Genomic DNA, 16466 nt, shown 5'->3' with positions numbered 1-16466 from the left:
AACGATCAGTCCGCGCCGAACGCGTCCCGGTAGAGGGTCGCTAAGCGCAACGGGTCGTGATTGGGCGAACCCGTGGAAGAACCCACTTTACCCAAAAGCACGCTGGCGCCCATCGCCGCCGCCTCCCGCTCGAATTCCCCATGGTTGTCGATGACCGAAGGATCCGCCAGTACAGCATCGATACGGAGTTCCGGAGCGTATCGCCGGATGACCTTCAGATGGTCGACAGCACGCATTCCGGCCGTTTCATGTGTTTCATTACTCAGGTTCATGGTCAGGCAGCGCTTTGCCGTGGTCTGGCACAGCGCATCCCGCAGTTCAGGTAGCAGCAAGTGCGGGAGCACAGAGGTGTACCAGGAACCCGGCCCCAGCACCACCCAGTCGGCCAGCTCGACGGCGTTAAGCGCGTCAATACATGCTGGTGCGTCCGTCGGCAGGAGACGTACGTCGCTGACGTTGCGGCTGCTGCCGGCAACTGCTAGTTGAGCCTGCCCATGGATCGTTTCGCGGATCAAGCGTCCATCCACCTCCGAAAGGACGTCTCCTTCGATGGTCAGCGGCACACTTGCCATCGGCACCACCCGACCCCGAGCCCCAAGCAAGGCACCAGCCCACTGCAGACCCGCAACGGGGTCTCCGAGAAGTTCCCAGAGCGTGACAATGAGTAGGTTTCCCAACGCGTGACCGTCTAAGGATCCTTCGGTGCCCGGCGCTGATGCGAAGCGATGTTGCATCACATCCCGCCACGTACGGCCCCAGTCCGTGTCGTCACACAGCGCGGAAAGAGCCATCCGAAGATCCCCCGGAGGCAGCACGGACAGCTCCCGCCTCAAACGTCCCGACGATCCGCCGTCGTCTGCCACCGTCACGACCGCGGTGAGCTCAGAGGTCAGCAGCCGCAGCGCTGACAGCGACGCGGCCAAGCCGTGCCCGCCTCCGAGCGCTACAACCGTTGGGGCCGCCTCCTTGCCGGGGCCAAGACCATCAACGGGCACCATCGGCAACGGGCCTGTCAGCAGGGCCACTACTCTCGCCCCAGATCACGGTGGTGCGCCTTGACCACGACACGCGGCTGTTGCGCCAGGCGCTTCGCCAGCTCCTCCGTGATGGCGACAGAACGGTGCTTTCCACCAGTGCAGCCGACGGCGATGGTGGCGTAGTGCTTGTTCTCCCGGCGATAGCCGTCCAACACCGGTTCCAGGGCATGGACGTACCGGTCCACGAATTCCTGTCCACCCGAGTTCAGCAGAACAAAATCACTCACCTGCGGGTCAAGCCCCGTGAAGGGTCGTAGCTCGGGATCCCAATGTGGGTTGGGAATGAAACGGACGTCAGCGACAAAGTTCGCATCAACCGGCAACCCGTACTTGAAACCGAAACTCATGATGTTCAGACGCAGTACAACTGGACCGCTTTCCGAGAACAGCTCGGTAATGGCTGTTGCCAATTCATGGACATTCAGGTCCGTCGTGTCCAACACGATCTCCGACGCCTGCTTCATCTCCTTAAGGACATCACGTTCGGCGCCAATGCCATCCAGAATGCGTCCGTTGCCCTGCAGCGGATGAGGCCGTCTCCCCTGCTCGAAACGCCGCACCAGAACATCGTCCGAGGCATCAAGAAAAAGGACACGATAGGTAACCCCAGCCGCAGAAATTGCTCTGAGTGCCTCCCGAATATCTTCAAAGAGGGATTTGCTGCGCACATCGATGACCACGGCCAGCTTTGGAATGGATCCAGGGGTTCTCGCCACGAGGGATGTGAGCGTGCCGAGCATCTGCGGCGGAAGGTTTTCGACGACGTACCAGCCGTGATCCTCAAGCGCATTGGCAGCAGTGCTTCGTCCTGCACCGGACATACCCGTGACAACGAGCATTTCCGACTGAACCGGAGGCAGAGGTGTTGCGGCTGTTGAGGAGGTCATGCATAGGTCCTGTCGGATTGAAGGCAGCACTGGAAATTCCAAAGAATAAAACGGGACCAGAGGTTGCCCGTTCCATCTCGTCTTAGCCTAGCCAAGAATCGCTCACTTCGCCGGTGGCGGTGTTGATGTCGACGGCCGCCGACTCATCCGGTGCCGTCCCGAGCCTGCTCAATATTTCCGTCGCCAGGGCCGGGCCCACACCGGGCACCTTCTGCAGCTCCTCAATCGTCGCCGCCCGGAGCTTGCGAACCGATCCGAAGTACTTCAACAGTGCACGCTGCCGGCTGGGTCCAAGCCCCGGTACCGCATCCAGCGCCGACTCGGTCATCGACTTTCCGCGCTTAGCCCGGTGGAACGTGATGGCGAATCGATGAGCTTCGTCACGGATTCGCTGCAACATGAAAAGTCCTTGGGACGCTCTGGGCAAAATGATCGGGAACTCGGAGTCAGGGACCCATACTTCTTCCAGCCGTTTGGCCAACCCGATGACGAAAACATCGTGCACCCCGAGGTCTACCAACGCGCGCGACGCAGCAGCAACCTGAGGCTGTCCACCGTCGACCACAACCAGGTTGGGTGGATACGAGAACTTGCGGCGCGCCGCCGGCGTCGTGGTGTCCGCTCGGACCTCCTCTTGCTCATCGAGCGAGCCAGCCGATGATCCTTCCGGCGTTCTCATCTCGGCGCCCGCATCTTTGTCACGCGAGTAGTTACGGAACCTGCGGGTGATCACGTCATACATGGAGGCCGTGTCATCCCGGGCAGCGTCTCCGGTAATAGAAAATTTTCGGTAGTCGGCCTTGCGTGGCAGTCCGTCTTCGACCACGACCATTGACGCAACGACGTTGGTTCCCTGAACATGCGAGATATCGAAACATTCGATGCGCATCAACGGAACAGGCAAGTTTAGTGCCGTCTGCAGCTCCTGCAGAGCCACCGAGCGGGTGGTCAGGTCACCGGCCCGCTTGGATTTGTGGAGCCGGAGCGAATCGGCAGCGTTCTGCGCAACGGTCTGCATGAGCACAGCCTTGTCCCCGCGCTGAGGGACCCGCAGGTCCACCCGGGCACCCCGCAAACCTCGCAGCCACGGTGATAGTTGCTCAGCGTTCGAGGGCAATACCGGAACAAGAACCTCTCGAGGAATACTGTTGTTGCTGATGTCGCCTTCGCCATAGACCTGCTGCAGCAAATGCTCGACCAGTTCCGGCGTCGAGGTCTCCTCCACCTTTTCAACAACCCAGCCGCGTTGACCTCGGATGCGACCGCCACGCACATGGAAAACCTGGACGGCCGCTTCAAGCTCATCCTCCTCGATCGCGAAGACATCGGCCTCTGTATCCTCCGATAGCACCACCGTGTTCCGTTCGAAAACCCGTTTCAGCGCTGCTATGTCGTCGCGAACGCGCGCGGCCGTTTCATAATCGAGCTCATCAACGGCGCGTGCCATCTCCTTTTCCAAGCGCACGATGAACGGTTTAGCCTCTCCGGACATAAACGTGCATAACTGTGCCGCCAGCTCCCTATGATCCTCCTCAGAGATGGACCCCACACACGGCGCCGAACATTTACCGATATACCCAAGTAAACACGGACGACCAGTTCGCTGCGCTCGGTTGAAGACCCCTGCGCTGCAGGTCCTGACGGGAAATACCCGCAGAAGCGTGTCAAGTGTTTCGCGGATGGCCTTAGCCGGATAGAACGGCCCAAAGTAACGAGTGTCCTTTTTGCGTTCACCCCGCATCACCTGAGCGCGCGGAAACTTCTCTCCCATGGTCACGGCCAGATACGGATAGGATTTGTCATCTCTGAACATGATGTTGAATCGTGGCGTGAACTCCTTGATCCAGGTGTACTCCAGCTGGAGTGCCTCCAGTTCACTGCCGACCATGGTCCATTCCAGGCTTGTGGCGGTGAAGACCATGGCGCGTGTCCTGGGCATGAGAGACCCAGGGTTTGCAAAATACGAGTTGAGTCTGGACCGCAGGTTCTTTGCTTTACCGACGTAGATCACACGCCGATGTTCATCGCGGAAGCGATATACACCGGGTGCAGTGGGAATTTCGCCGGTTCTTGGGCGGTACGTTGCTGGATCTGCCACTTCCCCAGTCTAGAAGAGTGTGCCACTTCTAACGAACGGTAGGTGTTTACGCGCTGGGGCTCTGGTTATAGCTTGACGAGCGTTCCTGCCCGCTCAATTCGGCAATAGCGTCCATGATGGCATCAGTGGTCCTACGTCGCTCCGGAAGCGAATGGTCTGGACCCATCTTCGGAAACGACAGCGGTTTGCCAATTCGCATGGTGAAGTGTTGAGGCTTGATGCCCTTTTTGCCAGCAGGCTGGAGATTCTCGGTGCCTATCAGCCCCACGGGCAACACCGGTGCGCCCGTGGTCAGCGCTAACCAGCCTACGCCGGTCCGCCCGCGGTAAAGGAGCCCGTCCCGGGACCGGGTGCCCTCCGGATATATCCCAATGCCACCGTCGTCTTGCAAGATCTCCAAAAGCGTTTTCAACGCCGCCACGCTCGCAGCCTGTTGTCCACGCTCTACCGGGATCGATCCGACCCCTTCAAAGAAGGAGCGCATGGCAGCGCCTTTGATTCCTTTACCGGTGAAGTATTCGGCTTTGGCAAAAAAAGCGACTCGACGCGGCATGAGGGCCTGAACCAACACACTGTCCAGGAACGAGAGGTGGTTTGGTGCAACGATCAGTGGCCCCGCCTCAGGAACATTCTCAAGTCCTTCAATCGTTGGCCGGCACATTCCTGCGATGAGACCGCGGGTACTCCTACGCGTCAGCCAGTAAACGCCCATCAGCATTCCCCCAGATCGGTGGTCTGTTGTGGGCGCACAGCAACTGGTTGCGGAGCAAAAACGGCCTCGGAGGCCTCACCGTCTAGATGAACTGTCACCGGCCAAGTTTCCCACAGAGATTAACAACAGGGAAACACATATTCCATACGCAGTATATGAACGCGCCTGAAAGGGAATTTAACGTCCAAACATTTCAGCCAGGAAGTAACCCGTGTGGCTTTCCTTTTCCCGGGCTACCTGCTCCGGAGTCCCGGTTGCAATGATCTGCCCGCCGCCGGAACCACCGTCGGGCCCCATATCTATCACCCAGTCCGCACTCTTGATTACATCGAGGTTGTGCTCGATCGTTATGACGGTATTGCCCTTGTCCACCAGCCCTTGCAGCACATGAAGCAGTTTCCTGATGTCCTCAAAGTGCAAACCCGTGGTCGGTTCATCGAGCACATAGACGCTTCTCCCGTTGGAACGTTTCTGCAATTCACTTGCCAGCTTGACCCTCTGTGCTTCCCCACCGGAGAGTGTTGTGGCCGGTTGGCCGAGGCGCACGTACCCCAGACCAACATCCACCAGAGTTCGCAGGTGGCGCGCGATCGGCGCGAACGCTGCGAAGAATTCTGCGGCTTCCTCGATGGGCATGTTAAGGACATCCGAAATAGATTTACCCTTGTAATGGACCTCCAGGGTTTCACGGTTATAACGCGCGCTGTGGCAGACTTCACATGGAACGTAGACGTCCGGCAGGAAGTTCATTTCAATTTTGAGTGTGCCATCACCGGAACAGGCCTCACAACGGCCACCCTTGACGTTGAAAGAAAAGCGGCCAGGCAGGTAGCCACGGACTTTTGCTTCCGTTGTCTCGGCAAAGAGCTTGCGGATGTTGTCGAAGACTCCCGTGTACGTTGCCGGATTGGACCGCGGAGTGCGCCCAATCGGACTTTGATCCACGTGAATTACTTTATCGAGCTGCTCCAACCCGTCAATGCGAGTGTGCCTGCCCGCCACCTGCTTGGCGCCGTTGAGTTTATTCGCCAGTACCTTATAGAGGATGTCGTTGACGAGCGTCGATTTTCCGGACCCGCTGACTCCGGTCACGGCGGTAAGAAGCCCAAGAGGGAATGCGACGTCGACCTTGCGCAAATTGTTCTCGCGGGCGCCAACAACCTTGAGCTGACGAGATTTGTCATACTTGCGCCGTTTGGCAGGAATCTTAATGGACCGTCGTCCGGAGAGGTACTGACCGGTCAGGGAGCGCTCGTTGACCAACAAATCCTCAAGAGATCCGGAGTGGACAACCTCTCCCCCGTGTTCGCCAGCACCCGGACCAATATCAACAATCCAGTCGGCTTCGTGAATGGTGTCTTCATCATGCTCGACAACGATCAGCGTATTCCCCAGATTGCGCAGACGTGTCAAGGTTTCGATGAGGCGCCTGTTGTCTTTTTGATGCAGACCGATCGAGGGTTCATCAAGCACGTAGAGTACGCCAACAAGACCCGATCCAATCTGGGTGGCAAGGCGGATGCGCTGAGCCTCGCCACCGGAGAGGGTGCCCGCGGCTCGTTCGAGATTCAAATACTCCAGCCCAACATCGAGCAGAAACGTCAATCTGGCCTGTATCTCTTTAAGGACCTGGCTAGCTATCTGCTCCTCGCGTCCTGTCAACGTCAGTTGTCCAAGGAACGCTGCGCACTCACGCATGGGCATCGCGGATACTTCCGCAATGGACTTGCCGTTGATGAGCACAGACAGTGACGCCGGATTGAGCCGCGCTCCGCCGCAGTCAGCACACGGGATCTGTCGCATGTACTCTTCGTACCGTTCGCGGGCATGATCGGATTCTGTTTCCACATGCTTGCGATGAATGTACTGTATGGCGCCCTCAAAGCCCGTACTGTATTTGCGTTCGCGGCCGAACCGGTTTCGATACTGAACGGTGACCTTGTGATCTTTGCCGTGCAGCACAGCCTTGCGTGCCTCAGCAGAAAGCTTCTGCCAGGGCACATCCACTGAGAAACCCATGTCCCGCGACAATCCATCCAGCAATCGGGTCCAGTACTCAAGCGTTGCCGTCCCCAGGGACCATGGCGCGATGGCTCCCTCGGCGAGCGATAATGCAGGATTGGGCACCACAAGTTCCTCGTCGACTTCCAACTTGGTGCCAATACCGCTACAGGACACACAAGCACCGAAGGGATTGTTAAAGGAGAAGGACCGAGGTTCGATTTCGTCAATGGCAAGCGGGTGCTCGTTGGGGCAGGCGAGATTCTCCGAATAAGGACGAACCCTTGCCGGGTCTTCGTCCGGGAGATCTACGTAGTCTGCAAGCATGCGGCCTTCGGCCAGCTTCAGCGCTGTCTCCACCGAATCCGTCAGTCGCTGCCGCATCCCATCTTTGACAACCAGACGGTCAATGACAACCTCGATTGTGTGTTTGTACTGCTTTCCGAGTTTCGGTGGTTCGGTGAGCTGAATCTGTTTACCGTCCACGCGTGCACGAGAGTACCCCTGAGTTGTCAGGTCCTGGAAAAGGTCGACGAATTCACCCTTACGGCCACGAACGACTGGTGCGAGGACCTGAAATCGAGTCCCTTCCGGTTGCTCGAGCAACTGGTCAACGATCTGCTGCGGGGTCTGCCGGATGACAGGTTCGCCACACATCGGGCAGAAAGGACGCCCTACTCGCGCCCACAGGAGCCGCATGTAATCGTAAATTTCAGTAATGGTACCGACTGTTGACCGCGGGTTCTTGCTCGTGGACTTCTGGTCAATGGATACCGCCGGCGAGAGACCCTCGATGAAGTCGACGTCAGGTTTATCCACCTGACCGAGGAACTGCCGCGCGTAGGCGGACAACGACTCGACGTATCGACGCTGTCCTTCCGCAAAGATTGTGTCGAAGGCCAGTGATGACTTGCCCGAACCCGAGAGGCCTGTGAACACGATAATCGCGTTACGGGGCAGATCAAGATCTACGTTGCGAAGGTTGTGTTCCCTCGCACCTTTCACGATCAGACGCGAATGGTCATTGGGAACAAGTGCTGTTTCGGTGGCTGACTCTGAAAGGGCAGAATTTGCGGTAGACACGCGTCCACTGTAATGGATGGGATATCGAATACGTATTCGATGAACGGGTATTTCGCTTCCGGCTTATCGCTCACCCCACGCATGCGGTGGCTGCAGATTGCTCTATGGAAGGCTGTTGAAGGCTGCGAGCGCTAGGGCGGCGGCATCTTCTCCGCTGAGCCCCTGTGCCCTGACGACGGCGGCGAATTCCGCGGCTGCTTCCGCAGCCCTGGCTTGGGCGTCGTCGCCCGTGGAAACGACCACTGTACCCGCCCTCGATCTGGTTTCTACGACTCCGGCGCGCTCGAGTTCCCGGTACGCTTTTGCCACCGTGGTCGCGGCCAGGCCCAATGTGTTAGCCAGGGTCCGGATGGGCGGAAGCCGGCTTCCCACCGACAAGCTGCCTGAGGCTGCAGCCGTGGCGATGAGCGCACGGACCTGTTCCGAGGGCGACGTCTTGGATTGCGTATCGAGAGTCAGCCAGGGGTAGGGGTCCGCGTTCATGTGATGCTCTTCCGTCTCTGCGTCGATGCCGAATCAACTCAGTGTTGCATGGTCGACCGAGAATTCACGGTGATGGTGTCTAGACTTCCTACATGATTGAACTGCCGCAATTGACGATCCGCACTGTTTCCGTGAGCGATATGGCGAACAACGTCTACCTTCTGACCTCGAGAAGCTCAGGTGATCAGGTCCTCATCGACGCCGCTGATGACCTTCCAGCGATTCAGCGGATGCTCAGTGATGCTCATGACGATTCCGCGAAGGCGACGCATCTGGCCCTTGTGGCCACAACGCATAGCCATTGGGATCATGTACGGGTGTTGGGCGATCTGGTTGCCTTGACGGGAGCGCAGACGGCTGCGGGTGAGGCCGACGTCTCAGATATCAATGTGCCCACTGACGTGGTGCTGGCGCACGGTGATGCCGGAACCTTCGATGGCTTCGAGCTTGAGGTTATCGGCCTGCGTGGGCATACGCCTGGTTCCTTGGCGTTCCTATACCGGGATCCAGACGGACCGGCGCACCTTTTTTCCGGCGACTCGGTGTTCCCCGGCGGACTCGGGAACACCGGAAACGATCCAAGCCGCTTTGCCAGTCTCTACGCGGACGTTGTTGATCGGGTTTTCAACGTCCTGCCCGATAGCACCGTGGTTCATCCGGGGCATGGTGCATCCACGACCCTCGGTGCCGAACGCCCTCATCTTCAGGAGTGGAAGTCACGCGGCTGGTGATGTTCTCGGTCCCGGCGCCGGCATGTTTCCGCCGAGCGCTAAGCTGTTGGAACCATGCTTCTCTTTGACCTACTGCCTGCCACCTCTGACGATGCAACCCCTGACGCTATTTATGCGGCTTTCACCGATTGGTCGTCCGCGCGCGGCTTCGAACTCTATCCGGCTCAGGATGAGGCCGTCATGGAGCTGGCTGCCAGCCACAATGTCATCCTTGCGACGCCGACGGGTTCCGGGAAATCGTTGGTGGCGCTGGCTGCCCATTTCCACGCGTTGTCTCTGGGTGAACGGAGTTATTACACGGCGCCCATCAAGGCCCTTGTCTCGGAGAAGTTCTTCTCCCTGTGTGAAGTCTTCGGTGCAGAGAATGTTGGCATGGTTACCGGCGACTCCGCCGTGAATCAGCACGCGCCGATCATCTGCTGTACCGCGGAGATTCTCGCGAATATCGCTCTGCGCGAAGGCGCCGCGGCGGAGCTCGGCTGCGTTGTCATGGACGAGTTCCACTTCTATTCCGATCCTCAACGCGGGTGGGCCTGGCAGGTGCCGCTACTCGAGCTGCCGCAGTCCCGGTTTCTCCTGATGTCCGCCACCTTGGGCGACGTCTCACGGTTTGAACGGGAACTGACGGAGTTGACCGGCGAGGAGACTGTGACCGTCAGCTCGGCGGAGCGACCCATCCCGCTTCACTATTACTACGCCGAGACCCCCGTTCACGAAACGCTCGAGGAACTCCTGGAAACACGCCAGGTGCCAGTCTATGTGGTGCATTTCAGTCAGCTGGAGGCCATAGACCGCGCCCAGAGTCTGATGAGCATCAACGTATGCAGCAGAGAAGAAAAGGACAGGATTGCCGAACTGATCGGCGGGTTCCGGTTTGCAGCGGGATTCGGAAAGACTCTGAACCGACTTGTCCGGCACGGCATCGGCGTCCACCATGCCGGAATGCTGCCAAAGTACCGCAGGCTTGTGGAACAGCTAGCCCAGGCGGGGCTGCTCAAGGTCATCTGCGGCACCGACACTCTCGGGGTTGGCATCAACGTACCCATCAGGACCGTCCTCATCACCGCTTTGAGCAAGTACGACGGCGTCCGTACCCGCCCGCTGAACGTGCGTGAATTCCACCAGATTGCAGGACGTGCGGGACGCGCCGGCTACGACACTGCCGGGACCGTCGTCGTGCAGGCTCCAGAACACGTGGTGGAGAACAACAAGGCAATGGCGAAGGCTGCCGCCAAATTTGGTGACGATCAGAAAAAGCTGCGCCAGGTGGTTCGAAAGAAGCCGCCTGCCGGATTTGTTTCATGGAGTGAGAAAGCGTTCGACCGGCTGGTGGCCGGAACTCCTGAACCGCTATCTTCCAGTTTTTCGATCAGCCATTCCATGCTGTTGAACCTGCTGGAGAGGCCGGGAGACCCTTTCGCTGCTGTGCGGCGGCTACTGACGAACAACCATGAGCCACGCCCCTCCCAGCTGAACCTGACGCGCAAGGCACTGGGAATCTATCGTGAACTGCGGACCTCAGGAATCGTGGAGAAATTGCCCGTCCCGGACGAGACCGGACGGCAGATCCGCCTCAAAATTCATCTTCAGCCAAACTTCGCCCTGAACCAGCCGCTGTCTCCCTTTGCGCTGGCGAGCCTGGACCTGCTGGATCCCGACAGTGCGTCCTACGCCCTGGATGTGGTCTCGGTTATTGAGTCAACACTGGAAAAACCTCGTCAGGTCCTTGTCGCCCAGGCGAAGAAGGCCCGGGGCGAAGCTGTGGCGGCGATGAAAGCCGAAGGGCTTGAATACGAACAGCGCATGGCAGCGCTGGAGGACATCACCTACCCGCAGCCGCTGGCAGAATTGCTGACCCAGGCGTTCGAGGTCTACCGCAAGGACGCACCCTGGCTGGGCGATTTCGAGCTCACTCCCAAATCCGTGGTTCGCGACATGTACGAACGCGCTATGGGATTTAGCGAGTACGTGGCCTTCTACTCGTTGACCCGCTCCGAAGGCATCGTCCTGCGGTACCTTGCCGATTGCTATAAAGCGCTTCGCCAGACCGTGCCGACGTCGGCCCGACGCGAGGATCTCGAGGACATCATCGAGTGGCTGGGAGAACTCGTGCGTCAGGTCGATTCCAGCCTGCTGGACGAATGGGAGCAGCTCACAGCCGGAGCAGCCGCTGCCGCGGCTGATGAACCAATCCTTCCGCCCGAGCCTCCGTCGTTGACCGCGAACCGCCGGGCATTCAGGGTCATGGTCCGTAACGAGATGTTCCTCCGGGTGCGGTTGTTCGCGGATGAGAACGATCAGGCTCTGGCGGATCTCGATTCCGGTTCGGGCTGGGATGCGGACCGGTGGTCCGCACTGATGGACGACTACTTCGTGGAGCATGACGACATCGACGACGGTCCCGGCGGCCGGGGGCCTGCGTTGCTGCTCATCGACGAACAGCCCGGCCTATGGAAGGTGCGCCAGATCTTTGCCGATCCGGCCGGGCATCACGACTGGGGCATCAGCGCTGATGTTGATCTGGCCGCCTCCGACGAGGCTGGAACAGCGATCATCCGAATCACCGACGCCGGACAGCTCTAGCTCACCCACGACCCAATAGTCCGCGCCACTGCAGCTTGACCGGCTGATGCCGGAGATTGGAGAAACACTCATGGTCATGGAACCCGAAACCCATAACAGTGTCACCCACCGCAGGGGCGCCACGTACTCGCTTCGCGGGGTACGAACCGTCGAACATTTCTTCACTGTGCCCCTCGACTACGCCTCTGACACGCCCGGTGAAACCCTGGACGTATTCGCTCGCGAGTACGTTTCGGAATCCCACTCGGAAGCAGCTGCGACGCAGCTTCCATGGCTGTTATTTCTTCAGGGCGGACCCGGTGGAAAAGGAGCACGCGTTGCCGAACTTGGCGGTTGGATGAAGGAGGCCGCAAAGAACTTCCACATTCTCATGCTCGACCAACGCGGCACCGGGCGTAGTTCGTATGTCAGCGCGGCTACTCTTTCCATGCGCGGCGGCCCTGTGCAACAGGCGGACTACCTGACCCATTTTCGTGCAGATTCCATTGTCCGGGATGCAGAAAGTATCCGCACCGTTCTCAGTTCCGCACCATGGACCATCTTTGGGCAGAGCTTCGGCGGTTTCTGCGTTCTCACCTACCTTTCGCTGGAACCACAGGGAGTCCATGCTGCGCTGGTCACCGGTGGTCTGGCGCCACTGACAGGCGGACCGGACCGCGTTTACCAAGCAACCTACGCCCGCGTGACCGCCAGAAACGCAGAGTACTTTGCGAAGTACCCTGAAGACCGCGGACGAGTCAACGCAGTCATCGCGCACCTGCGCTCGAACGATGAACATCTTCCCACCGGAGAGCGCCTCAGCGTCCAACGGTTCCAGATGGTGGGTAACTACCTTGGTGGTAATACACGCATCGATGCCCTGCATTTCCTCCTCGAGGAGGCTTTCATGGACACAGCCGACGGCACCCGGCTCAGCGACACATTCCTCCAGCAGGTAGGCGCCCTCGTCACCAGGGCATCGAACTGCCTTTACGCAGTCATGCACGAATCCATCTATTGTCAGGGGTCGGCGTCGAACTGGTCCGCCGAACGCGTCCTTGAATCCCACCCTGGATTCAGCCCGACGGCGGATGAGCCGCTCCTCTTCGGTGAGATGGTCTACCAGTGGTACTTCGAGGAGGACCCTGCATTGATTCCGTTGAAAGAGACTGCCGGGATCCTTGCACAGCGGACAGACTGGCCGGACCTTTACAACTTGGATGTACTGGCGGCGAACACTGTTCCGACGGCCGCCGCCGTGTATCTCGATGACATCTACGTTGACCATGGCTTGTCCATGGAGACCGTCTCGAGAGTTCGAGGTTTACAAGCGTGGGAAAGCGGGGATTTCCACCACGATGGGATAGCCGACGACGGGGAAGCTATCTTCCGTCGGTTACTGTCGATGGTGGGCGGCGCTCCGGTGGCTTAGCCGTTGCTCTTTGGTCTCCGGGTCAGCAAGACGTACCCGACGATCATCAATGTCACCAGGCCGGCAGCCAGATTCAGCCCGCGGAACCCAAAGCCGGCCAAGACAAGACCGGACAAAGCCGCGCCTGCCGCCCCTGCCGCGCCCATGAGTGTATCCGAAACGCCCTGAACGAGAACACGGTTGGCAGGTTCGACGCTCTCCGCGAGCAGCGTTGATCCCGAAATGGTAGTCGCGGACCAGCCAAGGCCGAGGAGGATCAGGCCAACGGTGACGGAGGTTTCTGTGGTGCTGCTTAACCCTGCTACAGCAACCGCCGAGAGAAGTAGGCTCTCACCGATCAGGATCACGGGGATGCGTCCAAGCCTGTCCGTCATCCATCCCATCAATGGAGATAGGGCAAACATGCCGGCGATGTGGAGGGAAATCGTGAATCCAATGAAAGCCAGCAGATCCGTGGAGTTGGCATGGTGTGAATAGTCGGGGGCATCCAATTGGGACAGGTGCACCGGTGTCATAGACATCACGGCAACCATGACCAGGTGAGCGCCGACGAGTGCTACCAGCCCCACCTTTGCTTGGCTGGACGCCCTTATTGCACGCAGACCTGCGCTGAGGGAGCGTTTTGTCTGCTGAGAAGTGTCTCCGGCTATGGCCCGCGCCGTCAACAGCGGATCTGGCCGAAGACCCATCCACAGCAGCATCAACGCGATACCCATTCCGGCGGCGGAAAAGAGGAATGGCCCGGCGATTTCAGGAATGCCGAGTTGGAGTCCTAGTTGGGCGCCGGGCTTGATCAAGTTTGGCCCGGCCACAGCGCCCACGGTTATCGACCATACAACAATTGATAAGTCCCGCCCCCTGTGCTGTGGTTCCGCCAGATCCAGGGCAGCAAACCGAGATTGCAGGTTGGCAGCATTACCCACCCCCAGCAGAGCTGACCCGGCCAACAAGAGCGCGAACGAGCCCACCACTGCGGCGCCAATCATGAGCAGGGCCCCCAACAACGCCAGCGAAACCCCTGCCATGAGTGCCCTGCGCCTGCCGTAACGCCCAGCGGCAGCGGCCAATGGCAACGCTGTCACGGACGCAGCCACGGAGATTGCTGTCGTGGATGCCCCGGCAAACACAGCGCTACCGGATAGGTCCACGGCCATGATGGACCCAATGGCGAGTCCGGCTCCGTTGCCTATACCGCTGAACAATTGTGCGGACGCAAGGACAGCAACAGTACGGCGCTGGACCCTTAGAGGATCGATCGCTATTTCTTGCATTGTCCTCCTGACAAGGTGTTATGCAGTTTTCTGTCCCTCGCCGGCTCGAAACAAGCAGTAGCAAAAGCAGTAGTAATTTTCTCACCCCTCCTGCCGATATAGGTAGTGAGCGGGATTAAGCCCATCCCCTCTCCGCCATGCTGAAAGGGGTCCCCGTGAGTTTCGCTGATGCTCTCTCGTACGAAGAAAAACGCCGACTCCTTGAAGATGAAGACTTCTTTCAGTCGTGCCTCGCCAATGGTGAACAGCCTCAGGTCGTCCTCGGTCTGGATGTCACGCCTTCTCGCTCTGAGTCCTGTCGCCGTCCTGTCGTGATGATTCGGGAAGCAGTATCAACTGGGGAACTCTCGGAAGTCCTCCTTCCCTGCGGCTCTGCTAACGCCTTGAAGTGCCCGTCGTGCTCGGAGTTCCAAGCCCGTCTACGTCAACGCCAAATAATGAACGGCCTCGCGGCTCCCACGTCTCGTGTGGCTCTGTTTACCAATACCGCCCCATCGTTCGGCAAGGTGCATAGGGCTAGCTATTCGGTAAAGGATGCCTACAAGGTTCGGAACATGCACCCCGTCCAAAGAGAGAAAAACCGGCTGACGGTCATGAAAAGAAAAGGAAAATGCCCCTGCGGTCGCTACCACGATTACGAACATGAGCTAATCGGCGTCCCCCTTAATCCTTTCTCCTACAACTACGCCGGAGAGATCATGTGGTCGGAAAATCTCCCCGCCCTACAAAAATCACTGGTTCGGACTGTTCGCCGCCTCGCTGAGAGCTACGGAGTCCCCCGCGAGTCGTTGAGTCTCTACACGGTGTATGAACGTCAGAAGCGCGGAAGCCTGCACGCCCATACCCTCCTTGTCGTTGATGGTGACGAAACCGGCTTTAACGCCCTCGTGTCAGAGATACAGCAGAACTGGGGAACCCTGCACATTCCAACAGCAGAAATTCCTTCCCATAAGGTTACTTATTACCGCTCGAAACAAGCCAAAGAACGCTGGACGCGATACGCCTCAACCCTGCAACGTAGTGAAAAATTTAACCCCCGTCTAGTGATCCTGAAAGTGCGATGGAAGAAGGGACAAGCCAAACCGGGGACTAAGTTCGGGGATGTCTGGGATATACGTATTCTTCACGAAGAGCAGCAGCAAGAAGGGGAGCTATCGGGGCACAAGCAAGCCGCCGCGTATCTCTCCAAATACCTCACCAAAAATCAGCAGGCAACGTCCCTCGCAGCTATTGGAGAACTCGGGATGCACCAGAAGCGCCACTTTGAAGCCCTCCGACAGACAACCCTTGCCTTGACTGGTGACCGCGTGATCCATGAAGCGATGCACTCTAACGCCGTGAACGAATTGGAAGAACTCCGCACAGACTTAGAAGCATGGTCGCTGGTCCCTGATGGTGTCGTAGTTGATGACGAGTATTACGAAGCGATGGAAGCCCTCGAACGCCGTGCAATAGAAGTATTCCAAGAGATAGAAGCGCTAAAAGATGCTATCCAAACTGGGGAAACCTCAGCGCTCCTCCCTTACCTGTTTAACGAGTCTGTCGCCGTCCCCCTGAACGTTGACCAAAAAAGCGTGAACGAGTTCCACTCCCTCGCCGGTTCCGGTAGACGGTTCCAACGCTCCGCCCGTGGTCTCTCAATCCGCCTTAACAAGACTCTGGATAACGCCGGGTTCTCTGGTGCTCTGACCTCGATTAGCAACTGGGGCACAACCCTTACAGCACTAAAAGAAGAGATGAAAGCTTTTGCAACGGCAGACGCCCCGCCCGTAGTAGAAGAATATCTATGGCAGATGGATAGCAAACGGATGAAAGAATTAGCACAGCAGCGCGCTCCCATAAAATCCTTGCCGGTGATAGAAAAGCTTGATACAGATAGCATCCTTCGATCAGTGTTTGGGGACAAATTCAGATATATCAGAAAAGAATCTGAATACAATCCCGAAAGATATGCGCGCCCCCTCTAAAAATAAAGGGAAGACAAAAACACAAAAACAACACCCCCGGCTTTCGTATGCCTAAAACACGGTGTAGAGGGTCGGAGAACCCTGAAATGTAGGGCGATGGAGCCTCGAAGAGCGGGGACGGAGTCACCGTGAGCGGAGCGGCGCGGAAGAGTCCCGAAAAGTAAGGGGCCGGAGCGCCCTCGGGGCGTGTTTAGACGCGGAC

11 protein-coding genes are annotated in these 16466 nt (G+C 58.4%); 4 read left to right on the top strand and 7 right to left on the bottom strand.

Annotated elements, in window-relative coordinates:
• Positions 1-5 precede the first annotated feature (5 nt).
• From JOE65_RS08485 to JOE65_RS08460, 6 genes are all read right to left on the bottom strand, one after another.
• Positions 6-1025: a uridine diphosphate-N-acetylglucosamine-binding protein YvcK gene (locus tag JOE65_RS08485; RefSeq protein WP_205162785.1), complete on the bottom strand. Its 1020-nt coding sequence runs from the start codon at positions 1023-1025 to the stop codon at positions 6-8.
• Positions 1025-1924, bottom strand: a complete 900-nt coding sequence (gene rapZ, locus JOE65_RS08480) for an RNase adapter RapZ (RefSeq protein ID WP_205162784.1) — start codon at positions 1922-1924, stop codon at positions 1025-1027. Before rapZ ends, JOE65_RS08485 begins: the two co-directional genes overlap by 1 nt.
• 82 nt (positions 1925-2006) lie before the next feature.
• Positions 2007-4022 carry an excinuclease ABC subunit UvrC gene (gene uvrC, locus JOE65_RS08475; RefSeq protein ID WP_205162783.1) on the bottom strand — a complete coding sequence of 672 codons (2016 nt, stop codon included), beginning with the start codon at positions 4020-4022 and terminating at the stop codon, positions 2007-2009.
• 46 nt (positions 4023-4068) lie between these two features.
• Positions 4069-4734: a lysophospholipid acyltransferase family protein gene (locus JOE65_RS08470; protein WP_205162782.1), complete on the bottom strand. Its 666-nt coding sequence runs from the start codon at positions 4732-4734 to the stop codon at positions 4069-4071.
• A gap of 177 nt (positions 4735-4911) precedes the next feature.
• Positions 4912-7818, bottom strand: coding sequence for an excinuclease ABC subunit UvrA (gene uvrA / locus JOE65_RS08465; protein ID WP_420827498.1), 2907 nt, complete (start codon positions 7816-7818; stop codon positions 4912-4914).
• A gap of 102 nt (positions 7819-7920) precedes the next feature.
• Positions 7921-8301: a GntR family transcriptional regulator gene (locus JOE65_RS08460; RefSeq protein WP_205162781.1), complete on the bottom strand. Its 381-nt coding sequence runs from the start codon at positions 8299-8301 to the stop codon at positions 7921-7923.
• A 92-nt stretch (positions 8302-8393) separates the two neighbouring features.
• On the opposite strand from JOE65_RS08460, the gene JOE65_RS08455 reads away from it, so the two are divergent.
• The 3 genes from JOE65_RS08455 (at position 8394) to JOE65_RS08445 (ending at position 13026) form a co-directional block, all read left to right on the top strand.
• A complete protein-coding gene (locus tag JOE65_RS08455) occupies positions 8394-9032 on the top strand; it encodes an MBL fold metallo-hydrolase (RefSeq protein ID WP_205162780.1) in 639 nt (212 codons plus the stop codon).
• A gap of 54 nt (positions 9033-9086) precedes the next feature.
• Positions 9087-11615 (top strand): DEAD/DEAH box helicase, encoded by a 2529-nt coding sequence (locus JOE65_RS08450; RefSeq protein ID WP_205162779.1) that lies wholly within the window; start codon positions 9087-9089, stop codon positions 11613-11615.
• A 76-nt stretch (positions 11616-11691) separates the two neighbouring features.
• Positions 11692-13026, top strand: coding sequence for an alpha/beta fold hydrolase (locus JOE65_RS08445; RefSeq protein ID WP_205162778.1), 1335 nt, complete (start codon positions 11692-11694; stop codon positions 13024-13026).
• On the opposite strand, the gene JOE65_RS08440 is transcribed toward JOE65_RS08445, so the two are convergent.
• Positions 13023-14297, bottom strand: a complete 1275-nt coding sequence (locus tag JOE65_RS08440; protein WP_205162777.1) for an MFS transporter — start codon at positions 14295-14297, stop codon at positions 13023-13025. The genes JOE65_RS08445 and JOE65_RS08440 overlap by 4 nt on opposite strands.
• A 155-nt stretch (positions 14298-14452) precedes the next feature.
• On the opposite strand from JOE65_RS08440, the gene JOE65_RS08435 reads away from it, so the two are divergent.
• Positions 14453-16264 carry a replication initiator gene (locus JOE65_RS08435; RefSeq protein ID WP_205162776.1) on the top strand — a complete coding sequence of 604 codons (1812 nt, stop codon included), beginning with the start codon at positions 14453-14455 and terminating at the stop codon, positions 16262-16264.
• Positions 16265-16466: the final 202 nt, after the last annotated feature.

It is taken from the genome of Arthrobacter roseus, from assembly GCF_016907875.1.
In the GTDB taxonomy this organism is placed as follows: Bacteria; Actinomycetota; Actinomycetes; order Actinomycetales; family Micrococcaceae; genus Arthrobacter_J; species Arthrobacter_J roseus.
The sequence above is the reverse complement of the archived record's forward strand: the minus strand, read 5'-3'. Positions and strand labels throughout refer to the sequence as shown.